The 25,920-nt window shown below is 59.4% G+C and carries 27 protein-coding genes and 1 tRNA gene; 15 read left to right on the plus strand and 13 right to left on the minus strand.

What is annotated here, in order from left to right:
- From ACLD1Y_RS19320 to ACLD1Y_RS19330, 3 genes are all read right to left on the minus strand, one after another.
- Complete coding sequence (locus tag ACLD1Y_RS19320) at positions 1-459, minus strand: tripartite tricarboxylate transporter TctB family protein (protein WP_038848178.1); 459 nt, start codon at positions 457-459, stop codon at positions 1-3.
- 130 nt (positions 460-589) lie between these two features.
- Positions 590-1,573 carry a Bug family tripartite tricarboxylate transporter substrate binding protein gene (locus ACLD1Y_RS19325; protein ID WP_429479436.1) on the minus strand — a complete coding sequence of 328 codons (984 nt, stop codon included), beginning with the start codon at positions 1,571-1,573 and terminating at the stop codon, positions 590-592.
- 35 nt (positions 1,574-1,608) lie between these two features.
- Positions 1,609-2,901: an OprD family porin gene (locus ACLD1Y_RS19330; RefSeq protein ID WP_429479437.1), complete on the minus strand. Its 1,293-nt coding sequence runs from the start codon at positions 2,899-2,901 to the stop codon at positions 1,609-1,611.
- 235 nt (positions 2,902-3,136) lie between these two features.
- Between ACLD1Y_RS19330 and ACLD1Y_RS19335 the strand changes: the two genes are divergently transcribed.
- Positions 3,137-3,808 (plus strand): response regulator, encoded by a 672-nt coding sequence (locus ACLD1Y_RS19335; protein ID WP_010212220.1) that lies wholly within the window; start codon positions 3,137-3,139, stop codon positions 3,806-3,808.
- The gene (locus tag ACLD1Y_RS19340; protein WP_429479438.1) at positions 3,801-5,186 is read left to right on the plus strand and encodes a sensor histidine kinase; all 1,386 of its coding nucleotides are present in this window, start codon (positions 3,801-3,803) and stop codon (positions 5,184-5,186) included. The genes ACLD1Y_RS19335 and ACLD1Y_RS19340 overlap by 8 nt, the downstream gene beginning before the upstream one ends.
- Here ACLD1Y_RS19340 and ACLD1Y_RS19345 read toward each other — a convergent pair whose 3' ends face one another.
- Positions 5,187-6,008: an HDOD domain-containing protein gene (locus ACLD1Y_RS19345; protein WP_429479439.1), complete on the minus strand. Its 822-nt coding sequence runs from the start codon at positions 6,006-6,008 to the stop codon at positions 5,187-5,189.
- A 36-nt stretch (positions 6,009-6,044) separates the two neighbouring features.
- The gene (locus ACLD1Y_RS19350) at positions 6,045-6,986 is read right to left on the minus strand and encodes a YgfZ/GcvT domain-containing protein (RefSeq protein WP_429479440.1); all 942 of its coding nucleotides are present in this window, start codon (positions 6,984-6,986) and stop codon (positions 6,045-6,047) included.
- A 140-nt stretch (positions 6,987-7,126) separates the two neighbouring features.
- Between ACLD1Y_RS19350 and ACLD1Y_RS19355 the strand changes: the two genes are divergently transcribed.
- Positions 7,127-7,381: a succinate dehydrogenase assembly factor 2 gene (locus tag ACLD1Y_RS19355; RefSeq protein ID WP_014717362.1), complete on the plus strand. Its 255-nt coding sequence runs from the start codon at positions 7,127-7,129 to the stop codon at positions 7,379-7,381.
- Complete coding sequence (locus tag ACLD1Y_RS19360) at positions 7,365-7,814, plus strand: protein YgfX (RefSeq protein WP_429479441.1); 450 nt, start codon at positions 7,365-7,367, stop codon at positions 7,812-7,814. Before ACLD1Y_RS19355 ends, ACLD1Y_RS19360 begins: the two co-directional genes overlap by 17 nt.
- Here the strand turns inward: ACLD1Y_RS19360 and nadB are convergent.
- Positions 7,783-9,399 carry an L-aspartate oxidase gene (gene nadB, locus ACLD1Y_RS19365; protein ID WP_429479442.1) on the minus strand — a complete coding sequence of 539 codons (1,617 nt, stop codon included), beginning with the start codon at positions 9,397-9,399 and terminating at the stop codon, positions 7,783-7,785. The two genes, ACLD1Y_RS19360 and nadB, sit on opposite strands and share 32 nt — an antisense overlap.
- Before the next feature lie 463 nt (positions 9,400-9,862).
- Between nadB and rpoE the strand changes: the two genes are divergently transcribed.
- The 4 genes from rpoE (at position 9,863) to ACLD1Y_RS19385 (ending at position 13,713) form a co-directional block, all read left to right on the plus strand.
- Positions 9,863-10,444: an RNA polymerase sigma factor RpoE gene (rpoE, locus tag ACLD1Y_RS19370; protein WP_003172477.1), complete on the plus strand. Its 582-nt coding sequence runs from the start codon at positions 9,863-9,865 to the stop codon at positions 10,442-10,444.
- A 32-nt stretch (positions 10,445-10,476) separates the two neighbouring features.
- Positions 10,477-11,064 carry a sigma-E factor negative regulatory protein gene (locus ACLD1Y_RS19375; protein ID WP_003172479.1) on the plus strand — a complete coding sequence of 196 codons (588 nt, stop codon included), beginning with the start codon at positions 10,477-10,479 and terminating at the stop codon, positions 11,062-11,064.
- A 15-nt stretch (positions 11,065-11,079) separates the two neighbouring features.
- Positions 11,080-12,042, plus strand: coding sequence for a MucB/RseB C-terminal domain-containing protein (locus ACLD1Y_RS19380; protein WP_429479443.1), 963 nt, complete (start codon positions 11,080-11,082; stop codon positions 12,040-12,042).
- A gap of 234 nt (positions 12,043-12,276) precedes the next feature.
- Complete coding sequence (locus ACLD1Y_RS19385; protein ID WP_429479444.1) at positions 12,277-13,713, plus strand: DegQ family serine endoprotease; 1,437 nt, start codon at positions 12,277-12,279, stop codon at positions 13,711-13,713.
- A 66-nt stretch (positions 13,714-13,779) separates the two neighbouring features.
- On the opposite strand, the gene ACLD1Y_RS19390 is transcribed toward ACLD1Y_RS19385, so the two are convergent.
- Positions 13,780-15,213, minus strand: a complete 1,434-nt coding sequence (locus tag ACLD1Y_RS19390; protein ID WP_429479445.1) for a M48 family metalloprotease — start codon at positions 15,211-15,213, stop codon at positions 13,780-13,782.
- A gap of 95 nt (positions 15,214-15,308) precedes the next feature.
- Between ACLD1Y_RS19390 and ACLD1Y_RS19395 the strand changes: the two genes are divergently transcribed.
- A complete protein-coding gene (locus ACLD1Y_RS19395; RefSeq protein WP_242168788.1) occupies positions 15,309-15,548 on the plus strand; it encodes a sulfurtransferase TusA family protein in 240 nt (79 codons plus the stop codon).
- Between the two features lie 32 nt (positions 15,549-15,580).
- A complete protein-coding gene (locus ACLD1Y_RS19400) occupies positions 15,581-16,651 on the plus strand; it encodes an AI-2E family transporter (RefSeq protein ID WP_105696796.1) in 1,071 nt (356 codons plus the stop codon).
- 110 nt (positions 16,652-16,761) lie between these two features.
- Here ACLD1Y_RS19400 and ACLD1Y_RS19405 read toward each other — a convergent pair whose 3' ends face one another.
- Complete coding sequence (locus ACLD1Y_RS19405; RefSeq protein ID WP_429479446.1) at positions 16,762-17,235, minus strand: peroxiredoxin; 474 nt, start codon at positions 17,233-17,235, stop codon at positions 16,762-16,764.
- A 10-nt stretch (positions 17,236-17,245) separates the two neighbouring features.
- A complete protein-coding gene (locus ACLD1Y_RS19410; protein ID WP_003172487.1) occupies positions 17,246-17,806 on the minus strand; it encodes a glycine cleavage system protein R in 561 nt (186 codons plus the stop codon).
- Between the two features lie 273 nt (positions 17,807-18,079).
- On the opposite strand from ACLD1Y_RS19410, the gene dapA reads away from it, so the two are divergent.
- From dapA to ACLD1Y_RS19435, 5 genes are all read left to right on the plus strand, one after another.
- Complete coding sequence (dapA, locus tag ACLD1Y_RS19415) at positions 18,080-18,958, plus strand: 4-hydroxy-tetrahydrodipicolinate synthase (protein WP_429479447.1); 879 nt, start codon at positions 18,080-18,082, stop codon at positions 18,956-18,958.
- Between the two features lie 17 nt (positions 18,959-18,975).
- Positions 18,976-20,091, plus strand: a complete 1,116-nt coding sequence (gene bamC / locus ACLD1Y_RS19420; protein ID WP_429479448.1) for an outer membrane protein assembly factor BamC — start codon at positions 18,976-18,978, stop codon at positions 20,089-20,091.
- A 4-nt stretch (positions 20,092-20,095) separates the two neighbouring features.
- Positions 20,096-20,854, plus strand: a complete 759-nt coding sequence (locus tag ACLD1Y_RS19425) for an MBL fold metallo-hydrolase (RefSeq protein WP_429479449.1) — start codon at positions 20,096-20,098, stop codon at positions 20,852-20,854.
- A gap of 27 nt (positions 20,855-20,881) precedes the next feature.
- Complete coding sequence (purC, locus tag ACLD1Y_RS19430) at positions 20,882-21,595, plus strand: phosphoribosylaminoimidazolesuccinocarboxamide synthase (RefSeq protein ID WP_003172493.1); 714 nt, start codon at positions 20,882-20,884, stop codon at positions 21,593-21,595.
- A gap of 84 nt (positions 21,596-21,679) precedes the next feature.
- Positions 21,680-21,769, plus strand: a tRNA-Ser gene (locus ACLD1Y_RS19435).
- Between the two features lie 640 nt (positions 21,770-22,409).
- Here ACLD1Y_RS19435 and nadS read toward each other — a convergent pair.
- From nadS to ACLD1Y_RS19455, 4 genes are all read right to left on the minus strand, one after another.
- A complete protein-coding gene (gene nadS, locus ACLD1Y_RS19440) occupies positions 22,410-22,697 on the minus strand; it encodes a NadS family protein (RefSeq protein ID WP_016975178.1) in 288 nt (95 codons plus the stop codon).
- 2 nt (positions 22,698-22,699) lie between these two features.
- The gene (locus ACLD1Y_RS19445) at positions 22,700-23,014 is read right to left on the minus strand and encodes a type II toxin-antitoxin system RelE/ParE family toxin (RefSeq protein WP_429479450.1); all 315 of its coding nucleotides are present in this window, start codon (positions 23,012-23,014) and stop codon (positions 22,700-22,702) included.
- Positions 23,015-23,890: 876 nt separating this feature from the next.
- Positions 23,891-25,117: an MFS transporter gene (locus ACLD1Y_RS19450; protein ID WP_429479451.1), complete on the minus strand. Its 1,227-nt coding sequence runs from the start codon at positions 25,115-25,117 to the stop codon at positions 23,891-23,893.
- A 430-nt stretch (positions 25,118-25,547) separates the two neighbouring features.
- The gene (locus ACLD1Y_RS19455; protein WP_429479452.1) at positions 25,548-25,919 is read right to left on the minus strand and encodes a helix-turn-helix domain-containing protein; all 372 of its coding nucleotides are present in this window, start codon (positions 25,917-25,919) and stop codon (positions 25,548-25,550) included.
- Between the last annotated feature and the right edge of the window lies 1 nt (position 25,920).

Below are 25,920 nucleotides of genomic sequence, written 5' to 3' on the forward strand. Positions count from 1 at the left end.
TCAGTTCTCCAGAACGTCGAGCAGGCCCAGGGGCAGCGGTACATCCATGGCTTTGTCGAACAGCAGGTACAGGCCGATGGCCATGAGGCTGACGATCACCACGCTCGGCAACCAGCGGCCGCCATACAGGCGCGCCATGGGGATGCCGATCAGCATGCTGCTGAGGATGAAGCCCAGAGGCTCGAAGGTGCCGGCGAACACGATCAGCAAGCCGACGCAAATGCCGATCTTGATCAGGGTCTCGCGGTCCAGCGCGGGTTCTTCTTCGGTGTGCTTGGTGGGCTGCGGGCGAATGATCATGTAGATCAGGCCCAGGCTCATCAGGCCGAGCATCAGCAACGGGTAGGCACGCGGCCCCACCGGTTCGTAGGAAAATGCAGCCTGATACGGCCAGGCCATCAGCGCGAGGCCGGCACAGACCAATAACATCACGCTGGCGAAAATGCGTTGTAAAAGCATAGGAAACTCCTAGGCCGCTTTTGTAGGAGCGAGCTTGCTCGCGAAGAACGAAAGAACACCGCGTTTATCCAGGCAGCACGCGTCATCGTTGACGTTTTTCGCGGGCAAGCCCGCTCCTACAGAGGGGCGATTACTGGATCAGGCCAAACTCTTTGGCCAGCACTTTGTAGTCAGCCACTTGTTTCTTCACGTAGGTGTCCAGCTCCGGGCCGGTCATGGCGAACGGGAACAGCTCGCGCTGGTCACGCAGCTTGTCGAACTCGTCGGAGGCCAGCAGTTTGTCGAAGGCTTCTTTCCACCAGGCGTAGTCGGCATCGCTGACTTTTGGCCCGAGGTAGAAGCCACGCACCACTGGCCAGACGATGTCGTAGCCTTGCTCTTTGGCGGTGGGAATATTCTTCATTTCCGGCTCGTCCAGGCGCTGTTCGGAGAACACTGCCAGCAAGCGCATGTCACCGCTCAAGATGTGCGGCATGGAGTCGGAAATGTCGGTGCTGCCCACCTGGATATGGCCACCGAGCAGGGCGGTGGCGATTTCACCGCCGCCTTCGAGGGCCACATAGCGCAGCTCACGCGGGTTGATTCCGGCGGCCTTGGCGATCAGGGCGGTTTGCATCCAGTCCTGGCTGCCGACGGTGCCGCCGGAACCGATGACCACGCTGCCTGGATCTTTCTTCAGGGCTTTGACCAGATCGTCGAGGGTCTTGTAGGGCGAATCGGCTTTCACCGCGATGGCACCGTAGCTGGTGCCGACCGCTGCCAACCAACGCACGGCGCTTTCATCGAAGCGGCCGAACTTGCCTTGGGCCAGGTTCAACAGCGAACCGCTGGACCAGGCCACAAGCGTGCCAGCATCCGCCGGGCGCTGTGCAACCACGGCGTTGTAGGCCACCGCACCGACGCCGCCGGGCATGTAGGTCACGCGCATCGGCTTGCTCAGCAGTTTCTCGTTGACCAGCGCGCTTTGCGCCAATTTGCAGGTCAGGTCAAAACCACCGCCGGGGGAGGCCGGGGCGATGCACTCAGGGCGCTTGGGTTCGTCGGCGGCCAGCAGTTGGCCGGCGAACAGCATGCAGCCGGCGGCGAGGGCCAATTTACGCAGTGAAAGAGTCATTTTTTATCTCCGTCTTTGTTGTTATGAGTGGCTACTTACCAAAGTGCGACGCTGTAACTGACCAGCAAGCGCATTTCATCGGCATCACGGGCTGAATAGTTAGAGCGATACGTGGCATTGCGCAGGCGCACGGCCACATCCTTGAACGTGCCGCTTTGCACCACGTACTTGATCTCGCTGTTACGCTCCCACTCTTTGCCGGTGTCGCCGTTCTTGAGCTTGATATTGTCACCCGAGAGGTAACGGCTCATGAAACTCAAACCGGGAATACCCAGCTTGACGAAGTCAAAGTCGTAGCGCGCCTGCCAGGAGCGCTCCTCGGCGCCGGCAAAGTCGTTGATCTGCACGAAGTTGACCAGGTACGGGTCGCTACCATCCACGTATGGGAACGCGCTGTCGCCGGACATGTGCTGGTAGCCGGCGCTGAGCTTATGGCCATTGAGGGCATAGCTGAACAGGCCGTTGAGGGAGGTGTTGTCGATCTTGCCGCCACGGGCGCTGCCTGTGTCATCACTGATGGCCAGGCGCAGGTCGGTGGAGAAGGTGCCAGGGCCCATCGGGAGGGCGGCCACCAGGCCGAGGAAGTGCTGGCGGTACACGTCGTCGAGCTGGGCAAAGTGGTAGCTGCCGGTGATCTTGTCGGCAAACTTATAGTCGGCGCCACCGAAGTTGAAGTGCTTGCCGGTGGCGGCGCTGGAGAAACGGCTGTTCTTGTTGTTGAGGGCGATGTCTTCGTAGTTGCTGTCGTCGCGGTCCTTGGCTTTGTCCAGGCGGCCGCCGGTGAACACCAGGTTCTTGAATTCCTTGGAGGTGATCAGGCCACCGTTGAAGGTCTGCGGCAGGATACGGCCGTCATTGGGCTTGAGGATCGGCAGTTCGGGGATCAGCGAACCGATCTTCAACTCGGTGGCGGAGATCTTCACTTTGCCAGTCAGGCCCAGCTTGGAGTACGAGTCGGCGGCGCGGCCATCGTCGTGTGTGGGCAATAGGCCAGTGCCGGTGCGGTCGGGGCTGGAGTCGAGCTTGACCCCGAGCATGCCCAGCGCATCCACGCCAAAGCCGACGGTGCCATCGGTGTAGCCCGATTGCAGGTTGAGCATGAAGCCCTGGGCCCATTCGTCGCGCTTGGATTGCTGGGCGCTGGTGCCATCGCGGAAATCGCGGTTGAAGTACATGTTGCGGGTTTCCAGGGTCGCGCTACTGTCTTCGAAGAAGGCAGCCTGGCTAAGCGGCGCAAAGCCGGCAAGGGCAGCGGCACTGGCGAGGGCGGTCTGGGTGAGGCGAGAGAAACGCACAGGCGGGAGAGCCTGGGGCTGTGTCGACAGCATCGTGGTGTACTCCGTTATTGTTCTTATTTTGGCGAAAACGCTTCGAGGCGTTTTTCGGGCGCGACGGATCAGGTCGCTGGGCAGGCATGACCTACCGTGGCTGGATGCTAAAGGGCGAACCTTTCACTAACCTTTCAAACGCCTTTCAATGTTTTCGGGCTTCACAGGGCAGGCGGCGCCTGTAAACTGCCCGGCAAAGTGTGGCGTTGACCACTCCTGAACGAGGTAGAAATCCATGCGTGTCCTCCTGGTTGAAGACCATCTGCAGCTTGCCGAAAGTGTCGCCCAGGCGCTCAAGAGCACGGGTTTGACCGTCGATGTATTGCACGACGGCGTGGCGGCGGACCTGGCCTTGAGCAGCGAGGAATACGCGGCGGCGATCCTCGATGTGGGGCTGCCGCGCATGGATGGTTTCGAGGTGCTGGCGCGTTTGCGGGCCCGCGGAAAAAACCTGCCGGTGCTGATGTTGACGGCGCGCAGCGATGTAAAAGACCGCGTGCACGGCCTTAACCTCGGCGCCGATGATTACCTCGCCAAGCCCTTTGAACTGACCGAACTGGAAGCACGGGTCAAGGCGCTGTTGCGGCGCAGCGTGTTGGGTGGCGAGCGCCAGCAGGCCTGTGGCGTGTTGGTCTACGACTTGGACACACGGCGCTTCACGGTCGGGGGTGAGCTGATGACGTTGACGTCTCGCGAGCAAGCAGTGCTTGAAGCGCTGATTGCCCGTCCTGGCCGGGTGATGAGCAAGGAGCAACTGGCGTCCCAGGTGTTCGGCCTGGATGAAGAAGCCAGCCCTGATGCCATCGAGATCTACGTACACAGGCTGCGCAAGAAACTCGACGGCCAACCCATTGCCATCGTGACGTTCCGTGGCCTCGGCTACTTGCTGGAAGCCCGCGATGCATAAGCCCAGCAGCCTGCGCTGGCGGCTGCTGTGGAACCTGGCGCTGTTGCTGGTGCTGTTGATGTTGGCCAGCGGCATGAGTGCCTACTGGAACGGCCGCGAAGCCGCCGATACCGCCTACGACCGCACGCTGCTGGCATCGGCGCGTACCATCGCCGCTGGCTTGACCCAGGTGGATGGCACCCTTAGCGCCAACGTGCCGTATGTGGCCCTGGACACCTTCGCCTATGACAGTGCCGGGCGCATTTATTACCAGGTCAATGACATCGACCAGAAGCTGATCTCCGGCTACGAAAACCTCCCCGGCCCGCCGCCGGGTACGCCGCGCACCGATGATTATCCGGCGCTGGCGCGTTTCTACGATGCCGTGTACCAGGGCCAGCCGGTGCGGGTGGTGAGCTTGCTCAAGGCCGTCTCTGAGCCGAACATGAACGGAATGGCGGAAATCCGCGTGGCCGAAACCGATGAAGCGCGCGTGAGCATGGCCCGCAGTCTGATGGCCGATACCCTGTTGCGTCTGGGCATGCTTGCCGTGGGGGCATTGTTGCTGGTGTGGTTTGCCGTGAGTGCCGCACTGCGCCCGCTGGAGCGCTTGCGTACGGCGGTGGAAGAACGCCAGCCGGATGACCTGCGCCCGTTGCCGCTGGTGGAAGTCCAGCACGAGTTCGGCCCGTTGGTGCGCTCGCTTAATCACTTCACCGAGCGCCTGCGTGGCCAGTTCGAGCGTCAGGCGCAATTTATAGCCGACGCTTCCCACGAATTACGCACGCCGTTGGCAGCCCTCAAGGCCCGCTTGGAACTGGGCCTGCGTGCCGAAGACCCGCTGGTCTGGCGCAGCACCCTGGAAACCGCTGCCCAAGGCACCGACCGCCTGACCCATCTGGCCAACCAGTTGCTGTCCCTGGCGCGCATCGAAAACGGCGCCCGGGCGATTGCCGAAGGTGGCGCGCAGTTGCTGGATCTTAGCCAGTTGGCCCGTGAACTGGGTATGGCCATGGCGCCATTGGCCCATGCGCGCGGCGTGGCCCTGGCATTGGAAGCCGACGAGCCGGTGTGGCTGCGCGGTGAGCCGACACTGCTGAACGAGTTATTGAGCAACCTGGTGGACAACGCCCTGGCCCACACGCCTCCGGGCGGCAATGTGATCTTGCGGGTGACGGCGCCGGCGATATTGGAAGTCGAAGATGACGGCCCCGGCATTCCAAAGGATGAGCGCGATCGTGTGTTCGAGCGTTTCTATCGCCGCAGCCAGCAGGGCATGGGTTCGGGCCTGGGCTTGGCGATTGTCGGCGAAATCTGCCGGGCGCACCTGGCGCAGATCAGCCTGCACGATGGCGAGCAGGCGGGGTTGAAGGTGCGGGTCAGTTTTATCGCCGGTTGATCAATAGAACATCGAGCGGGCTTCATCCAACTCGGCGCGCAAGGCCTCGCTGTAGGGGTCGACCCGCAGTTTCTTAAGTGCCGGCAGGGTGGAGACGGGGAAGTCCGCCAGCGGATGATCGGTGCCGCGATGGCAATACAGCACGGCGATCTGCACCAGGTCGATGTAGTCGAGGCTGGCCGAATCCCGTTCCAGGTTCAGGTACTGGCCGGGCAGGCTGGCGAGCATTTCGGGGAAGTCCCAGCCGCGCAGTAGCTTGTCCCCCAGCAACGGGTGAATGCTGTCGATCACATGGTTGAGGCTGACCGGATCGGAGAGCAACTCGTAGTGGTCTTCGGCGTATGTGAGGATCGGCAGCACGCCGATCTGGTGCACCAGGCCGCCGAGGGCCGCCTGGTCTGGCTTGAGCTGGCTATGGCTGCGGCACAGGGCGTAGCTCACGCCGGCCACCTCCAGGCTGCGGCGCCATACGTCACGCATCTTTTGTTCCACCGCTTCGGAGCGGGCGTGGAAGATCTGCTCCATCACCAGGCCAATCGCCAGGTTGCTGCTGTAGTTGGTGCCCAGCCGGGTGATGGCGGTGTGCAGGTCGGTGACTTCCTGGGTTGCGCGCAACAACGGGCTGTTGACCACTTTGATCAGGCGTGCCGACAGCGCGGTATCGCGACCGATCACTTTGCTCAAGTGGCTGATGCTGATCTCCGGGTCTTCGGCGGCCTGACGGATTTCCAGGGCCACTTCCGGCAAAGTCGGCAGAACCAGGTCATCGTTGTCGATGGCCGTAACCAAAGCCTGTTGGACTTTTTCCGCCAGCTTGTTCATTCATGCTCTCTAGGGTGTTGCAAAAAGGTACGGCGACTAACGCTGGATCTCTCGATCACGGTCGAGCGTGTAAGGCAGGTCGAGCAGTTGCAGGCCGGGGCCTTCCAGTGTGCCGAGGTGCACATCGCCACTATCGGCTGCTTCGGCTTGCAACACGGCCAGAAGTTCAATCACTTGGTCAGCTTTTGCCGCGATGACCACCTCGCCGATCGAGCTGTTATGGCTGGGTGAAAACAGCGGGGTGCCAGGCTCGGGCATCTCGGCCGAGTTGAGGCTCAGGCGGTACAGGCGGCGCTTGAGTTTGCCCAGGTACTGCATGCGCGCAACGATTTCCTGGCCGGTGTAGCAGCCTTTCTTGAAACTCACGCCGCCGACGGCTTGCAAGTTGAGCATCTGCGGGATGAACAGCTCGCGGGTTTGCGGCATGACCTGGCCGATGCCGGCGCGGATCTGGCCTAGCAGCCATTCATTCAGAGGTTTTTCGTCGAGATGCGCGGCCAATTGGCTGCGTACGGTGTCGGCGTGCTCGGCTGGAATCCAGAGCTCGGCACGACCTGGAGATACGCGTATGGCGACCAAGGTCTCGGTGCGCACAACGCTGTCGGTCTCGGCAGGCAGCTCAAGGCCAAGGCTGGCCAAGGCCTGATCGGCGTTCACCAGGCCAAAACGTACCCAGGCGGCGCTTTCGTCAGTGAGCTTGGATTTGGAGAACACGGCGTATTTCTTCAGGTCTGCCAGTTGCGGTTCCAGCAACTCGGTGGCCATGGCCAGTAGCACGCCATCACCTTGCAGCAGGATGCGAAAGCTCGACTGCATGCGCCCTTTTTGCGTGCAGCGCGCGCCAAGGCTGGCCTGGGTATCGCTGAGGTAATTGAGGTTGCAGGTCAGTTGCCCTTGCAGGAACTTGGCAGCATCGGAGCCGCGGACGGCGAGAACGCCTTCGTGGGACAGGGGGCAGAAGAACGCAGAGTCAGCCATGGGTCATCGCAGGTCAAAAAGTCATGGGTGCATCATAGAGGGGCGCCCGGCAAATGGATAGTTTCCGTATGGGGCGACCAAAGCCGACTGTTCCACTGCCGTCGGGCCTGTATACTTGCCGCCTATTTGAGGAGCGCTCCATGGTCGAAGATGTAGAAATCAATCGCCTCTACTGGCACAGCCGTCGCGGCATGCTTGAGTTGGATGTGTTGCTGGTGCCTTTCACCAAAGAGGTGTATGCGACCCTCAACCAGGTGGATCGCGACCTCTACGTCCGGCTGCTGACCTGCGAGGACCAGGACATGTTCGGCTGGTTCATGGAGCGCGCCGAATCGGAAGATCCGGAGTTGCAGCGCATGGTTCGGATGATTCTGGATCGTGTCCAGCCCAAGTAACCCCCTCTTTGAATGCCGCTGGCAGGCCTCGCGGCTGTTGCTGGCGGCGTATCTCTTTGCCCAACTGTTCGCATTGGGTGCGCTGTTGTCGCTCGACCTGCCTTATTCAAGCCTTGGCCTGTTGGTGTGCCTGACGCACGCGGCGTGGGTATTGCCGCGTCATCTGTTGCTGACTCACCGCTCGTCGATTCGTGGCTTGCGCCGTGACGAGGATGGCTGGCAGTTGTTCAGTGACGAGCGGGGCTGGCACGCCGTGCAGCTGCGCCCTGATAGCTTGGCGTTGCCGCTTATTGTGGTACTGCGTTATCGGCTGCCGGGTGAGTGGCGGGTACGTTCGGTGTGCGTGCCGAAGGACTCGCAGGCCGCCGATGTGCATCGGCGCCTGCGGGTGCGCTTGAAGTTCAGCCGCCGTAGGTGGTTGGCACCAGGATAGTGTCGCGTGCCTCGGGCAGCATCTCGGGGTAGTCGAGGGTGTAATGCAGGCCTCGGCTTTCCTTGCGCTCCATGGCCGAGCGGATCATCAGTTCCGCCACTTGGGCCAGGTTGCGCAACTCGATCAGGTCGCGGCTGACTTTGTAGTTGCTGTAGAACTCATCAATCTCATCGAGCAGCATGCGTACCCGATGCTGGGCGCGTTGCAGGCGCTTGGTGGTGCGCACGATGCCCACGTAGTCCCACATGAAGCGCCGCAGTTCATCCCAGTTGTGGGCGATGATCACGTCTTCGTCCGAGTCGGTGACCTGGCTGGCATCCCAGCGGGGCAGGGCATCGGGCACGGGGACGTGCGGCAGTTGATCGAGAATGTCCTCGGCTGCCGAGCGTGCATAGACGAAACATTCGAGCAGCGAGTTGCTGGCCATGCGGTTGGCGCCATGCAGCCCGGTGAAGCTGGTTTCGCCAATAGCGTAAAGGCCGGGCACATCGGTGCGGCCGTGCTGGTCGACCATCACGCCGCCGCAGGTGTAGTGCGCGGCCGGCACCACCGGGATCGGGCCTTTGGTGATGTCGATGTTGAACGCCAGGCAGCGTTCGTAGACTGTGGGGAAGTGGGTCTTGATGAAGGCTTCGGGTTTGTGGCTGATGTCCAGGTACACGCAGTCGATGCCCAGGCGCTTCATTTCATGGTCGATGGCGCGGGCGACGATGTCCCGTGGGGCCAATTCGGCGCGTGCGTCGAAGCGCTGCATGAAGCGTTCGCCGTTGGGCAGTTTCAGGTGGGCGCCTTCGCCGCGCAGGGCTTCGGTAATCAGGAAACTCTTGGCCTGCGGGTGATACAGGCACGTGGGGTGGAATTGGTTGAATTCCAGGTTGGCCACCCGGCAGCCCGAGCGCCAGGCCATGGCGATGCCGTCGCCGCAGGCACCGTCGGGGTTGCTGGTATAGAGGTAGACCTTGGCCGCGCCGCCTGAGGCGAGGATGGTGAAGCGTGCGCCGTAGGTGTCCACTTCGCCACTGGCGCGGTTGAGCACGTAGGCGCCGAGGCAGCGCTCGCCTTCAAGGCCCAGGCGTTTCTCGGTGATCAGGTCGACGGCGACGCGTTGCTCCAGCAATTGGATGTTGGGGCGTTGGCGGGCTTGTTCGAGCAGGGTCTTGAAGATGGCAGCGCCGGTGGCATCGGCGGCGTGGATGATGCGTCGATGGCTGTGGCCACCTTCACGGGTCAGGTGGAACTCGAAACCGCCGTCGTCGCTGCCCGCATGTTCATCGCGGGTGAAGGGCACGCCCTGGTCGATCAGCCATTGAATCGCCTCGCGGCTGAGCTCGACGGTGAAACGCACGGCCTCTTCATTGCACAGGCCGCCGCCGGCATTCAGGGTGTCTTCGACGTGGGACTGCACCGTGTCGGTGTCGTCCAGCACGGCGGCAACACCGCCCTGGGCCCAGAATGTCGAGCCGTTGGCCAGGTCGCCTTTGCTCAGTACCGCAATCCGCAGGTGGCTGGGGAGGGTCAGTGCCAGGCTCAAGCCAGCTGCGCCGCTACCAATCACCAGAACATCGTGTTGAAACTGTTGGCTCATTTGAAGGATTCCGCAAAAAGCGATCCGAAGAGGTGGCGCAAACAGGACGCCTGGATCGGCGAATCAAAGGGTCACACGGGCCACTAGTATATAGAGGGGCTGAGCGGCACAATAGCCGGGCATTCGTGGCAATGTGAGATTACGGTGCACGGCTGGGGTAAAATCGGCCAGTTATTGAAGCGGGAACTTTTTGCATAAGCCCCGACTCAATAGCAGGTTGCCCGAAAGCTGGGAAAACGTTGAGTTTATTGGCCCGTCGGGAGCATTGGACGCGTCAGAAAACCGGCGACAAGATTATTCGCGCAGCCGGCGTTGCCCGCGCTGCGTTTTTCGTGTGTGCCAAATCAGTGCGTGCCGGAAACTTGCTTGAAGGGGGAGAACTTTTGCGAAAAGACCGAGTCTATGTTTGCAAGCCTGATCGTTTAGTTATGCAAGCCTCCTTCAAGTACTACGAGGAGTGTTCATGCTAACCCAGGAAGAGGATCAGCAGCTGGTCGAGCGCGTTCAACGCGGCGACAAGCGAGCTTTTGATCTGCTAGTGCTGAAATACCAGCACAAAATTCTCGGGTTGATCGTGCGGTTTGTGCACGACACCCATGAAGCGCAGGACGTTGCACAGGAAGCCTTTATCAAGGCCTACCGTGCACTAGGCAACTTTCGCGGTGATAGTGCGTTTTATACGTGGCTATACCGCATCGCCATTAACACGGCGAAGAACTATCTGGTGTCTCGCGGACGCCGCCCACCGGATAGTGATGTAAGTTCAGAAGATGCAGAATTTTACGATGGTGATCACGGCCTCAAAGATCTCGAGTCGCCGGAGCGTGCATTGCTGCGCGACGAGATCGAAGGCACCGTTCATCGCACAATTCAGCAACTGCCAGAAGATTTGCGTACGGCGTTAACTTTACGTGAATTCGATGGTCTGAGTTACGAAGACATTGCGAGCGTCATGCAGTGTCCGGTGGGGACTGTAAGGTCACGGATTTTCCGGGCCCGGGAAGCCATCGATAAAGCCTTGCAACCGTTGTTGCAGGAAAACTAAAGACAGCGGCGACAGCCAAGAGAGGAACCGCCATGAGTCGTGATGCCCTGCAGGAATCGCTGTCCGCAGTGATGGATAACGAAGCGGATGAACTGGAACTTCGTCGAGTGCTTAATGCATTTGATGACGCCGAAACCCGTGATACCTGGTCTCGTTACCAAGTCGCTCGGGCGGTGATGCACAAGGATCTTCTAATCCCTCGTCTGGATATTGCTGCGGCCGTTTCTGCTGCACTGGCTGATGAAGCCGTTCCGGCAAAGGCTGCTCGTGGTCCATGGCGTAGCCTGGGTCGCCTGGCGGTTGCTGCCTCGGTGACAGTTGCAGTACTGGCCGGTGTTCGCCTGTACAACCAGGACGAAATTGCCGGTGCCGAACTGGCCCAGCAGACTCAGCAACCGGTTATGGCCGGTCCGCAAGTCAAAGGTCCAGCGGTATTGGCCGGCTACAAGGAAAGCTCGGACACTACAGGTCCCATGGCCAACGGTGTCTTGCAAGGGCAATCCGGCTGGCAGGACCAGCGTCTTCCAGGCTACCTGCGCCAACACGCACAGGAATCGGCCCTGAAAGGCACTGAAAGCGCTCTGCCTTATGCTCGTGCTGCAAGCCTGGAAAACCGCTAATCCGTAAGGAGCTCTATGCGCGCCATACCGCTCCTTACGCTTTTGCTCAGTGGTTGGTTTGCACTCCCCGCCCACGCCGACGAAGCCCAAGACTGGCTGACTCGACTTGGGCGTGCAGAGCAACAGCAAAGCTTTCAAGGTACGTTCGTCTACGAGCGTAACGGCAGTTTTTCTACCCATGACATCTGGCATCGCGTCCAGGATGGTCAGGTTCGCGAGCGGCTTTTACAGCTCGACGGTTCCGCCCAGGAAGTCGTGCGTGTGGATGGCCGGACTCAATGCGTCAGCGGCACCCTCGTCGCCGGCATTGGCAATTCCCGTGATGCACCATCACGTGCGCTTGATCCGCTAAAACTCAATGAATTCTATGAACTGGCCGTCATCGGCAAATCCCGCGTGGCCGGTCGCAATGCGGTGATTGTTTCAATCACACCCCGTGACCAGTATCGCTATGGGTTTGAGCTGCACCTGGATCGTGATACGGCGCTGCCACTCAAGTCGCTGTTGCTCAATGACCAGGGGCAATTGCTGGAACGTTTCCAGTTCACGCGCTTGAATACCTCTATAACGCCGGATGATCGCGACCTGCAGCCCAGCAGCGAATGCACACCTATCACTTCTGCCAAGGGCAACGCAGCAGAGTTAGCGACTACCGAGACTTGGCACATGGAATGGCTGCCGCCAGGTTTTCAGCTGACCAATCGCAGTGCGCACCAGGACACCCAGACCAAAGCGACGGTCGATAGCCTGATGTACGAAGATGGGCTGGCCCGTTTCTCGGTGTTCCTTGAGCCGATCAACGATGCGAGCGTCACGGAAACCCGCACCCAATTAGGGCCTACGGTTGCTGTATCGCGTCGACTGAATACGGTGGATGGCGAAATGATGGTGACGGTCGTTGGCGAAATCCCTATCGGCACCGCTGAGCGCATCGCGTTGTCGGTGCGCGGTGAGAAAAAGTCATCCGCCAAGCCGTGAGTCGTTAATCCTATGTTCATCCTGAGCTTTCACTGTAGGTCCGTGCCAGGTTGGCTGCCGAGAGCATGAAATGACTGGATCAGCATTTTCACTTGCAAAAATCTCCCATGTTTTTTATAGGTCAGGGCTTGTCGGCTCTGGCCTTGTTTTGTTCGCGGAACAAAGATGTCGGTGGCAGTTTCCGGCGTTTCTTGAACCCTGTCGCTCAACCCTGCTCGTCGTAACGGGAGCTGTATGTCGATACCACGCTTGAAGTCTTACCTATCCATAGTCGCCACGGTATTGGTGCTGGGCCAGGCCTTGCCTGCGCAAGCGGCCGAACTGCCCGACTTTACCCAGTTGGTCGAGCAAGCCTCGCCAGCCGTGGTAAACATCAGTACCACGCAAAAACTGCCGGACCGTAAAGTCTCCAACCAGCAAATGCCAGACCTGGAAGGCCTGCCGCCGATGCTGCGCGAGTTCTTCGAGCGTGGCATGCCTCAGCAGCGTGCCCCGCGTAGCGGTGGCGGCCAGCGTGAGGCGCAGTCCCTGGGCTCGGGCTTCATCATCTCGCCGGATGGCTACATCCTCACCAACAACCACGTGATTGCCGATGCCGACGAGATTCTTGTGCGTCTGGCTGATCGCAGTGAGCTGAAAGCCAAGCTAGTGGGCACCGACCCGCGTTCCGACGTGGCGTTGCTCAAGATCGAAGGCAAAGACTTGCCTGTACTCAAACTGGGTAAATCCCAGGACCTGAAAGCCGGCCAGTGGGTAGTGGCCATTGGTTCGCCGTTTGGTTTTGACCATACCGTGACCCAAGGCATCGTCAGTGCTATCGGCCGCAGCCTGCCGAACGAAAACTACGTGCCGTTCATCCAGACCGACGTGCCGATCAACCCGGGTAACTCCGGTGGCCCATTGTTCAACCTCGCGGGCGAAGTGGTAGGTATCAACTCGCAGATCTACACGCGTTCCGGTGGTTTCATGGGGGTATCGTTCGCCATTCCAATTGACGTAGCGATGGACGTTTCCAACCAACTGAAAACGGGTGGCAAGGTCAGCCGTGGCTGGTTGGGCGTGGTCATTCAAGAAGTGAACAAAGACCTGGCTGAATCCTTCGGCCTCGACAAACCGGCCGGTGCCCTGGTCGCGCAGATCCAGGACGATGGCCCAGCGGCAAAAGGTGGCCTGCAAGTCGGCGACGTGATCCTGAGCATGAATGGCCAGCCAATCGTCATGTCGGCTGACCTGCCGCACCTGGTTGGCGCCCTCAAGGCCGGCAGCAAGGCCAAGTTGGAAGTGATCCGCGAAGGCAAGCGCCAAAACGTTGAGCTGACCGTTGGTGCGATCCCTGAAGAGGGCGCGACGCTGGATGCCTTGGGCAATGCCAAGCCAGGTGCCGAGCGCAGCAGCAACCGCCTGGGCATTGCCGTGGTTGAGTTGACCGATGAACAGAAGAAGAGCTTCGACCTCAAGAGCGGCGTGGTGATCAAGGAAGTGCAGGACGGTCCTGCCGCCTTGATCGGCTTGCAGCCAGGTGACGTTATCACTCACCTGAACAACCAAGCGATCAACACCACCAAGGAGTTTGCTGACATCGCCAAGGCGCTGCCGAAGAACCGTACGGTGTCGATGCGCGTGCTGCGTCAGGGGCGTGCCAGCTTCATTACCTTCAAACTGGCTGAATAAGCTACTCGGCCAATAAAAAGCCCCGCCTTCGTTTAACGAGGGCGGGGCTTTTTTGTGGGTGATGCGCTAGCTCATCATCCCTTTGACCAAGCGTTCCTGTTCGATCAGCTCACGTTGGCGTGCGTCGATACGCGACGATAGCGGGAAGTTGTTGCCGGCACGGCGTTTGGCAAAGTCCAATTGTTGAATAGCCTGCTGGAAGTCGCCGACCAACGCAAAGTACTCGGCCCGGGCTTGGTGCAGGCCGATGATGTTGCCAGACAGCCCGCGTGTTTCAGCGACCTGATACCACACGTCAGGATCATCCGGACGCGACTTGAGCAAGCCGTCCAGGGCCTTTTCTGCATCGGCGGTGCGGTTCTGCTTGAGTAACAGATCTACCCGGATCTGGTTCAGCGGGTAGTTGCCGGGATACTGGGTCAGCATTCGATCGGTACGCTGCTGGGCATCGGGCAGGTGGTTGCTGTCGATCTCCAACTGGATCAGTGCCAGGTTGTAGGTGATGTCGTTCGGCGCAGTGGCAAGCAGCGCTGTCAGGTTTTCCCGCGCTTGCTTGAACTGCGAGCCCTTGATTTGCGCTATGGCCAGGCCGTAGCGCGCAACGTCATTTTTCGGGTTCTCGTCCAGTTGCGCCTGGAAGCGTTTAGCGGCGAGGCCTGACGTGTCTTCGTATTGCAACTGCACCCGTGCGCGAATCAATTGATAGCGCAGGCTGTCTTCCTTGCCGCCAGGTTTGGCTTGCTCGGCGCGGTTGCGGGTGTCGGCGATTCGAGACTCGGTCACCGGGTGGGTCAGCAGGAATTCCGGCGGTTTGGCGTCAAAGCGGTATTGGCGCCCCAACCGTTCAAACATGGACGGCATGGAGCGCGGATCGTATCCGGCCTTTTCCAGGTTGAGGATGCCGATGCGGTCTGCTTCCTGTTCGTTCTGGCGGGAGAAGCGCCGCTGTTCCTGGATTGCGGCCGCCTGGGTGCCGGCGATCGCGGCAATACCGGCATCGCCGGCGCCGGCAGCGGCCGCAATGATGCCGCCGAGCAGAGCTGCCATCATCGGGATCTGCATGCGCTGTTGAGCTTCTACGCCACGGGCGAAGTGCCGTTGGGATAAGTGCGCCAATTCGTGAGCCAGTACCGAGGCGTACTCGCCTTCGGTCTGCGCGTTGAGGAACAGGCCACCATTGACCCCGACAATCCCGCCCGGCGCGGCAAAGGCGTTCAACTGCGGGCTGTTGATCAGGATGAACTCCAGGCGCCGGTCATTCACCTGGCTGGTTTCCACCAGTTTGTACACGCTGGTTTCGACGTAATCCTTGAGCTGCGGATCGTTGAGCTGCGAGACCTGGCCCCGCAAGTAGGCCAGCCATGCGCGGCCCAGTTGGTATTCCTGTTGTGGCGAGACAATGGCAGAACTGGCGTCGCCAAGTGACGGCAGGTCGTCGGCGAAGCCTGGGGAGGCCAGCAGGCAAGCCAGCGTCAGCAGGGTGGGGCGCAAAAAAGTCATGCACAGAGCCTTTCGACAAAGAGCTTACTGTAGCCGGACACTGAGCTTCGGACCAGATATTCTAAGCAGCCTAAATGCATGCCCGGAGTAAAACCATGACCGACGCTGTAGCCTTCGATGCCGAACTCGATGCCAGTGGCCTCAATTGCCCGTTGCCTTTGCTTAAGGCCAAGCTCGAGCTCAATCGATTGGCCAGTGGCTCAGTGCTTAAGGTGATTGCCACCGACGCGGGCTCCCAGCGGGATTTTCGCACCTTTGCCAAGTTGGCCGGGCATACCCTGTTGCATGAAGAAGACGCCGCCGGTGTGTACCGTTACTGGTTGCGCAAGGCCTGAACCGTTTGCCCACCATCACCCGAGGTTGATTGATGTTCAAAGTGTTACGAGACTGGATTCAGCGCTACTTCTCCGATGAAGAAGCGGTGGTGCTGGCGGTCCTGCTGTTCCTGGCCTTTACCGCCGTGCTCACCTTGGGCGGCATGCTGGCGCCGGTACTGGCGGGGATGGTGCTGGCGTACCTGATGCAAGGTCTGGTCACCACCCTTGAGCGTTTGCGCCTGCCAGGCGGGGCCGCGGTGGGGCTGGTGTTTGCCTTGTTCATGGGGCTGCTGGTGCTGTTTATCGTGGTGGTGTTGCCGTTGCTGTGGCATCAACTGATCACGTTGTTCAACGAATTGCCCGGCATGCTCGCCAAATGGCAATCGCTGTTGCTGCTATTGCCAGAGCGTTATCCGCACCTGGTGTCGGACGAGCAGGTATTGCAGGCGATCGAAGTGGCGCGCGGTGAGATCGGAAAATTCGGGCAATGGGCGCTGACGTTTTCCCTGTCCAGCTTGCCATTGCTGGTCAACATCATGATCTACCTGGTGCTGGTGCCCATCCTGGTGTTCTTCTTCCTCAAGGACCGCGCCATGATCGGCCGCTGGGTGCGTGGCTATTTGCCGCGCGAGCGGGCGTTGATCACCCGGGTCGCCGAGGAAATGAACCGGCAAATCGCCAATTACATCCGTGGCAAGGTGATCGAGATCATCATCTGTGGCGGCGTGACCTACATCGCTTTCATTGCCTTGGACCTGAACTACGCGGCGCTGCTGGCATTGTTGGTGGGCGTGTCGGTGGTGGTGCCGTATGTGGGCGCGGTGGTGGTGACGGTGCCGGTGACGCTGATCGCGCTGTTCCAGTGGGGGTGGAGTGATCAGTTCATCTACCTGATGGCGGTGTATGGGATTATCCAGACCCTGGATGGCAATGTGCTGGTGCCGCTATTGTTCTCGGAAGCAGTGAACCTGCACCCGGTGGCGATTATTTGTGCAGTGTTGTTGTTTGGCGGGCTATGGGGGTTCTGGGGGGTGTTCTTTGCGATTCCCCTGGCGACGTTGTTCAAGGCGGTGCTGGATGCGTGGCCTCGGCAAGAGCCGGTGGTAGCACCGCTTTTGTAACTGCAGGACCTTCTGTGGCGAGGGAGCTTGCTCCCGCTGGGCTGCGCAGCAGACCCCAAAAACCTGGGAGCGCTTCGCACTCCAGCGGGAGCAAGTTCCCTCGCCACAATTTATGCCTTGTTCAGCGCCTGTGCCGCCGCCAAGACGGCATCCACATGCCCCGGCACTTTCACGCCACGCCATTCCTGACGCAGCACACCGTCCTTGTCGATCAGGAACGTGCTGCGATCCACGCCCAGGTATTCCTTGCCGTACAGCTTTTTCAGCTTGATCACATCAAACAGTTGGCAAACCGCTTCGTCCTTGTCGCTGATCAGCTCGAAGGGGAATTCCTGTTTGGCCTTGAAGTTTTCGTGGGACTTCACACTGTCGCGTGACACACCAAACACCTCGGTGTTGGCGGCTTTGAACGCGGCGTACTGGTCACGGAAACCCTGGCCTTCGGTGGTGCAACCCGGGGTGCTGTCCTTCGGATAGAAATAGATCACCACTTGTTTGCCCTTGAGGGCCGCGAGGCTGAAGGTTTGGCCACTGGTGGCCGGTGCTTCGAAATCCGCTACGGGTTGGTCGATGACAACCGCCATGGGTACTTCCTTACATTGGGTTCTGTGGGCGCCATGGTTCGATCAGGGCGTCGAGGTTCAGCGCATCGGCAAAGTCCAGGAACTGGTCGCGCAGCCAACTGATTTGCACGCCGGCCGGCAAGGTCACGGTGAACGTGGCATTGAGCATGGTGCCGCCGGTTTGCGGGGCCTGATAGGTGTCGCAGGTCAGGTTCTCGAGTTCGACGTTATGGTCGATAAAGAACTGGCACAGCTCGTTGACGATGTCCGAGCGGTAGGCCGAACTGACGTAGGCCACATAAGGCAGCGCCTGTGGGCGGTTCTCCAGGGCGGCGCTGCGCACCACGTTGACGGTGAAATCGTGTTTCTTGGCCAGGCCTGGCAGGCCGGTTTCCAGGCGCGCCAGGGCGTCCCAGGTGCCGGAGATCTGCAACACCAGCGCGCTGCACTCGCCGTGGCGGGTGAGGCGGGAGGTCACGACGGCGCAGCGGTTTTCATGGCTGGCGCGGCACAGGACGTTGGTCAGCTCCATGGGGTTGGCGCCGAGGGCACTGATAACAAGGAATTGTTCGCGAACTGTGGGGGTGGACATGCAGCCTTCCTAAAGCGATGAGCGGTCGATACTTTGAGGGCTGTATCGATCAAAGCATGAAGGGTAGCGAAAAGCGCCGCCAAGGGATAGGAGGTGGCGTTTTCATTGCGTGATCGGCTTGATTTTGCCCCGCCCAAACCGCTGCTTTGGCCCAATGATGGCATTGCCTGTCGTTTAGTTGCACCAGAACGCATCCTCAGGCGGTACTTCGCTTGTGCAAGCATCTTGGCGCCAGTACCATTACGGCTCTCTTTTTCCGGCAGGAGCGGTTGCATGATTGCGGGCAGTATGGTGGCACTGGTCACACCCATGGATGCACAAGGTCATCTCGACTGGGACAGCCTTGGCAAACTGGTGGACTTCCACCTGCAAGAAGGCACCAACGCCATTGTGGCGGTCGGCACTACAGGTGAGTCGGCCACCCTCGATGTGGAAGAACACATCCAGGTCATCGAATTCGTAGTCAAGCGTGTTGCGGGCCGCATTGCCGTGATCGCCGGTACGGGCGCCAACTCGACGCGTGAAGCGATCGAGCTGACCAAGAACGCCAAGAAGGCCGGCGCCGATGCGTGCCTGCTGGTGACCCCGTACTACAACAAGCCGACCCAGGAAGGCCTGTACCAACACTTCCGCACCATCGCCGAAGCCGTTGATATCCCGCAGATCCTCTACAACGTGCCAGGCCGTACCGCTTGCGACATGCAAGCAGCGACCGTGATCCGCCTGTCTACTGTGCCGAACATCATCGGTATCAAGGAAGCCACCGGCGACCTGCAGCGCGCCAAGGACATCCTGGCCGGCGTCAGCAGCGACTTCCTGGTGTACTCCGGTGACGACGCCACCGCTGTCGAGCTGATCCTGCTGGGCGGCAAGGGCAACATTTCCGTGACCGCCAACGTGGCCCCGCGTGCCATGAGCGAAATGTGCGCGGCCGCCATCGCTGGCGACGCCGTGACCGCCCGTGCGATCCACGAGAAGCTGATGCCGCTCAACAAGACACTGTTTATCGAATCCAACCCTATCCCCGTGAAATGGGCGCTGACTGAAATGGGCCTGATGCCGGACGGTATCCGTCTGCCGCTCACCCGTCTCAGCGAAGCCTGTCACGAACCGCTGCGACAGGCCCTGCGCCAGTCCGGCGTCCTGGTTTAATTGAGGAAGCACTACGCATGAAGCGATTGGCCGGACTTTCCGCACTTGCCTTGATTATCTCCAGCACCAGTGGCTGCGGTTGGATCTGGGGCCCGGAAGGCTACTTCCGCGACCGCGGTAGCGATTACCTGGAAGCCCAAGCAACCAAACCGATGCAACTGCCGCCAGACGTCAACGTCGCCAAGCGCCTTGACCCGTTGCTGCCGATCCCGCGCAACGTGGCCGACGACACCACCAAGGGTGAGTACGTGGTGCCACGTCCACAGCCGATCTCGGCCGTGGCGGATGCCAGCGACTACAGCCTGCAGAAGAGCGGTGACAACCGCTGGATCGTGGCTCAGCGCCCACCTGCCGAAGTCTGGCCGGTGGCTGTGCAGTTCTTCCAGGACAACGGTTTCCGTATCGACCAGCAACGCCCGCAGACCGGTGAGTTCACTACGGCGTGGCAGCAGGGCAGCGAACTGTCCGCCACCATGGCCAAGCGCTTGCAGTCCGGTGGTGTAGCCGCCGACAGCGAAACTCGTGTGCGTGTGCGCATCGAGCCAGGCGTGCAGCGTAATACCAGTGAAGTCTACGTGGTGAGCGCCGAGCGTCCTGCTGGCAGCACGGCCAATGTGGATTTCACCAACCGTTCGGTCAATACCGGTGTCGATTCGGCATTGGTCGACGAGATGCTGGCCAGCATGAGCCGTATCTCCGAGAAGGGCGGTTCGGTTTCCCTGCTCGCCGCACGTGATTACGACACCCCGAGCCGCGTCAGCCTCACCGAGGACGGCAGCGGCAACGTGGTGCTGAACCTCGGCGAAGACCTGGACCGTGCATGGGCCAGCGTCGGTCGCGCCCTGGAGCAAGGCCCATGGCGTGTTGAAGACATCAACCGCAGCCTGGGCCTGTACTACATCAACGTGGCTGAAAAAGCTGAGCGTAAAGATGAAGAGCCAGGTTTCTTCAGCAAATTGTTTGGCAGTGCGCCGACCAAAGAAGAGATCGAGACCCGTGCCGAGCGTTACCAGGTTCGTTTGAGCAAGGTGGGCGAAAGCGTGCAAGTCACCGTCGAGAAGAACATCAACACCGTTGCTCCCGCTGAAACAGCGCGCAAAGTGTTGGGCGTGATTCAGGACAACCTGGGCTGAGCCAATGCGTTTTGCTGTTCTCGGTAGCGGTAGCCAAGGGAACGGCACGCTGGTCGCCCACGACGACACGTATGTACTGGTGGACTGTGGTTTCTCGTTAAAAGAAACCGAGCGGCGCCTGCTGCGCCTGGGGGTTCACCCCTCGCAGCTGAGCGCGATTCTGGTGACCCACGAACATGCCGACCACGTGCATGGCGTGGGTTTGCTGTCTCGGCGCTACAATCTTCCGGTGTACCTCAGTCGCGGCACCTTGCGCGGGATGCGCAAACCCATTGAACCCGCAGGCTTCCTGGCCGGTGGTGAGCAACTGCAAATTGGTGCGTTGAGCATCGATGTGATTGCAGTGGCGCACGACGCCCAGGAGCCGACGCAATATGTATTCAGTGATGGTCAGCGGCGTTTCGGCGTGCTCACCGACCTGGGTTCTTACTGCTCGAAGGTGCTGGACGGTTACCGCGATCTCGATGCGTTGATGATCGAGTCCAACCACTGCCGAGACCTGCTGGCTCGCGGTCATTACCCCTACTTTCTCAAGCAGCGGGTGGGTGGCGAACTGGGACATTTGAACAATCACCAGGCGGCGTACCTGGTGTACGAGTTGGGTTGGCAAGACCTGCAACACCTGGTCCTGGCCCACTTGAGCAGCAAGAACAACCTGCCGACGCTTGCCCGGCAATGTTTTGTCGACACCCTAGGGTGCGACCCGGACTGGCTGCAACTGGCCGATCAAGATTCAGGGCTCGACTGGCGACACATCGCCTAGCCCACCTCACTCAAAGCGGAGCCCATCATGGAAAAACGTGAAGAACTCTACCGCGGCAAAGCCAAGTCGGTTTACAAGACCGACGACGCCAACCGCCTGATCCTGCTGTTTCGCAACGACACCTCGGCGTTCGACGGCAAGCGCATCGAACAGCTTGATCGCAAGGGCATGGTGAACAACAAGTTCAACGCCTTCATCATGCAGAAACTCGAAGAGGCCGGCATTCCGACCCAATTCGACAAACTGCTGGGCGACAACGAGTGCCTGGTCAAGAAGCTCGACATGATCCCGGTCGAATGCGTCGTGCGTAACTACGCCGCCGGCAGCCTGGTCAAGCGCCTGGGCGTTGAGGAAGGCCTCAAGCTCAACCCCTACACCTTCGAACTGTTTCTGAAGGACGACGCCAAGGGCGACCCGTTCATCAACGAATCCCACGTCGTGGCATTCGGTTGGGGCACCGCTGAGCAACTGGCGCGCATGAAGGAGTTGTCCCTCAAGGTCAACGACGTGCTGAGCAAGCTGTTCGACGACGCCGGCCTGCTGCTGGTGGACTTCAAACTCGAATTCGGCGTATTCCACGACGGCTCCATCGTCCTGGGCGACGAATTCAGCCCGGACGGCTGCCGCCTGTGGGACAAGGACACCAAGAAGAAGATGGACAAAGACCGCTTCCGCCAAGGCCTCGGTGACGTGATCGAAGCCTACGAAGAAGTCGCCAATCGTCTTGGTGTACCGCTTTAATCGACGCAAGCATCTGATAGCACGGAAAAAAATCTCGCACCGAGCTTTGCTTTCCTGAGTCACGCTGTTATGATGCGCGCCGTTGGAGAGATGCCAGAGTGGCCGAATGGGACGGATTCGAAATCCGTTGTACCTTCACCGGTACCTAGGGTTCGAATCCCTATCTCTCCGCCATTACATAGGAAAAGCCCCGTAGCTGAATAAGCTACGGGGCTTTTTCGTTTCTGACGTTTGGTTTAGGGCAAAGATAAGTGACTGGGGTTTCTTTTACGTAGCCGGTCGACGCCACGTTCTGAAAAACGATTCTGGCTTTCACTTCGCTGCAATGCGGAACGCAGTCTTGGAAGTCCGCTGGGTACGCTGATGCGCTTTGGTGGGCTTGTGCCTCATGGCACGCCGAGCGAGAGGGGTTTGCTCGTTGGAGCTAGCTGGTCCCGATCACACTACGCCGTAGGTTGCGGCGGCAGTGGCCTGGTCGCAGCATCAAGACGAGCAGGACCGGCGGTTAGCCAAGTTGGTGAGCTTGCGTTACTTGCCGGAGCGGGAGTTGTCTGTTGCTGAGCAGATACGGCTGCTGGGCTCGAAGCTGAGAGATAGAACTTATCGCAATTGGGTGCAACGGATGCATGAGCAGGTCATGGTGGAACTGTCACGGCGTGCGGAGCGACGTGTTGCCCTGATCATCTGTCTGGAGTAAATACTTCAACCTTGTATCGAGGCCGCACCAACCAGGCAATAAAAAGCATGCCCGTTTTTCGCTTTGCTGGTTTTCCGCTGCGGCGTAGAACGTTGCAAGGTTGTGCGCTCTGCGCACTCAACCAGCCAATGCGTTCAACACATGCACCGGGTCATTGTGGATCGCCTTCAGCAACGCCTTAGCTGGCCCGGTTGGGTCTCGGCGACCTTGCTCCCAGTTACGCAGCGTACCCAGTTGAACATCAATCAACGCTGCGAATTTAGCTTGGGTCAGCCCGGTCGCCTTACGAATTTCTTTGACCCGCATTGCGTCAACGTGAAACTCGCGGGAAGGCTCACGTTCACCGCGCAGGATCTCGTTCATTTCCTCAACGCTTTCCATCAGTTCATCAAAAAATTTGCTCATGGTTATCTCCAGTGTTCGATTGCAACCTTCAACGATTTACGCTCGTCAGCGGTAAGGTCCTGCTGTTCGTTTTTGGGGTAGATCATCAAAAAAACGATCTTTGATGCCGAGACGAAGTGGTAGTAAATCACCCGCGCTCCACCTCGTTTGCCGTGGCCCTTGGCCGCAACCCGAATCTTGCGCACTCCGCCTGTGCCTTCAATTACATTACCGGCTGATGGATTCACGATCAGCACATTCTGAAACGCCATATAGGTATCGTCGTCGAGCAGTTCTTTGACGCGACGGGTGAAGCCTGAAGTTTCAATGAAAATCATCGCTAATGTACGCCATTGGCTTAGTTTTGGGCAATGCTAATCCCGGATCCGTCAGCGGGCATCCGATGAGTTGTAACTGGTTTTTAACGAGTCTTGATGCGTCGGAGGACTGTCTATAATGCCATCCATTAAAGACCCTACCGCTTTGGCCAATACCCTCGCATGGCTGGTTCAATACGCTCCAGTCATCTACGCCACAAGCCCTTGAGCATTGATTTCTGCGCTAAGAATCATCTACCGGGGCGGTACTCGAAAACCCAAAGTCTTTTAGGTGTCCCCACTCCACGTTAAAATCCAAAACCATTGAGATAGAAAGCTTGAAGCGGCCTCCTGGGTCGCTTCAAAGCGTTCGAATCCCTAGCTCTGCGCCATTACATAGAAAAAGCCCCGTAGCTGAATAAGCTACGGGGCTTTTTTGTTTATCAGTATTTCCACCTGCTTCCTTTGGACAACTGGCGGACGCTGTCTCCTCGCTCATCACGATCACGGCTACAGGTCATCGATAGAAGTCCTAATCCGTTGAGGCGCTGCCAAGCGCTCCTGAACGGTAGCCTGTAAGCCTTCATCGTCTTCAATCATCAAGGCCGGTTCGAACGGTAATTGAGACTTTAGCGGGCGCTTTTTATCTGTTTCCTTCACCGTCTCCCTCGGCCTCTTCCTTGCCTCAGCTTCTGTCACGTATTCCCCAGTAACCGCATCACGATACCTGCTTGGCATAAACGCTCCTTATCAGCCCGTCGCCACCTTGGCGACTCTTTCGAGGCTAGTTCAGGCGCTTGGGTGCACAAGCTTCAGTGTGTGTGCGCTCATTACCGAGCCGAAAAAAAGCCTGCTGAACACAATGCCCAGCAGGCTTTTTAGCGGAGCCTGTTTCGATCAGGCAGCCTGAGCCACCAAGCTATTACTCACCTTACGCCCCAACACCAACACCGTCACAAACCCGGCCCCCACCAACGCCGTGGCCAGGCTCAGCAGCACCGCGCTGCCCATCTGGTCGACGATGCGGCCGCCGAAGAACGAGCCCAGTGCAATGATCACCTGGAACAGGGCGACGAACAGTGGCATGCCACGTTCCACATCCTTGGGCGCCACCACAAACATCCAGATACTGGCGCAGGCCGGGAAGGCGCCGAAGGCGAAGCCCCAGAGTGCGATCAACATCGAGGCGCCGGTCATGCCGGTGGCGAAGTGGGGGAACAGCGCGGTGCTGGTGCCGATCATCAGCGCTACCAGCAACAGGGTGTGACGCACGCTGCGGTTGGCGGCGAAGCCGGCGAACACGTTACCCATCACTCCCGCCACGCCGTAGAGCAGCAACAGCGAGCCAATGGTCGGGCCATCGAAGCCGGAGCTGTTTTTGAAGAACGGCGCCACATAGGTATAGGCCGCAAAGTGCGCCAGGCCAATCAGCAAGACGGCGATCAACCCGACCCGCGCTTGGGGGTTGATAAATAACGCAGGCAGGTCTCTTACGAGAATGGCCTTTTCCGGGTTGAGACGAGGCAGCAGGAATACTTGCGCAAGCAACACCGGCACGCCGACCAATGCGGTGACCAGGAACGTCATGCGCCACCCCATCAGGCCACTCAGCCAAGTGCCTACGGGCACGCCGAGTACGGTGGCCAGGGTCACGCCCATCATGATGATCGAGGTGGCCTTCGCTACACCCACGCCTTTGGGGGCGAGGCGGCCGCTGAGGGCGATGGCCGTTGCCCAGAACCCGCCGATGCTGATGCCCAGCAGTACGCGGCCGAACAGCAACAGGTTGAAGTCGCTGGCATAAGCCACGACCGAGTTGGCGATGATCATGATCAGCGTCAGGCCGATCAGCAGGTAGCGACGGTCCATGGTGCCAATGAAAACCGACAGCAAAGGCGCGGCGAGGGCGGCCATGATGCCAGGTAGAGTCACCATCAGGCCGGCATGGCCGGCACTGATGCCAAGGTCACTGGCGACGTCGTTGAGTACGCCCACCGGCAGAAACTCACTGGTCACCAGGGCGAAGGCACCCACGGCGACCGAGAGGATGGCCAGCCACTGCTGTTTGACGCTTTGTTGATTATGCTCGGGGCGGCCGTGCGGGGCCTGTGTGGCACTTGGCATGGTGAGGGTTCCAAGGTGAATGTCGCCTGAGGCCAGGCGAGGGGAAAGGATTGGGGAGCGATTATAGGAACCGGGGTGGGTAATCGCGCAGGCGCTCGTTTCGATAGTAATCATCAGTGCAATCGATGCGATGCCAGGCTTGCGTGATATCTTTATGCTATCACGCGTCGTGATGGTCACGGAGGATGGTATGAAGAAGCTGTCGTTGCTGGGTTTGCTGGTGGTATTGGCCGTTAGCCCGCTGTATGCGATGGGGTGTCCGAAGGGCACGCATCCGGTTGGGGGGACGGGGTCGCATCATAAGGGTGGGACCTGCCAGTAGGTCGCTTGTGTCATTACCCTGCGAGATTCAAGAGACAAAAAAGCCTGCCGAGCCCAATACTCTGCAGGCCTTTACGTACGGTTGTAGATGATCAGCCTGCATCTTCCGTTAGGCATGTTTTACTGGCTTGATCAGGCTTTCGGCGGGAATTCCAAACATTTCGTGCAGCTTCCAGATCATCGGCAATGTCAGCGCTCGTTTTCCATTCAACACTTCATAAACCCGATTTTGACGACCAATCGCAGGCACTAGATCAGCTGCCGATAGCCCGGATTGTTCCATCCTGAAACGAATGGCATCGATCGGACTAGGGAGGTCTACGGGGAAGTGCTTTGCTTCATAGGCCTCGATCAGGGTGATCATCACATCAAAATAATCACCTTCGGGCGTGCCGGGTTCGGGCTCATTGTCAAATAGCGGGGAAACAGACTTGAGTGCGTCCCTGTAGTCCTGTTCGGTGTGGATAGGTCGGATTTTCATG

The organism is Pseudomonas sp. 18175, from assembly GCF_050432925.1.
Taxonomy (GTDB): Bacteria; Pseudomonadota; Gammaproteobacteria; order Pseudomonadales; family Pseudomonadaceae; genus Aquipseudomonas.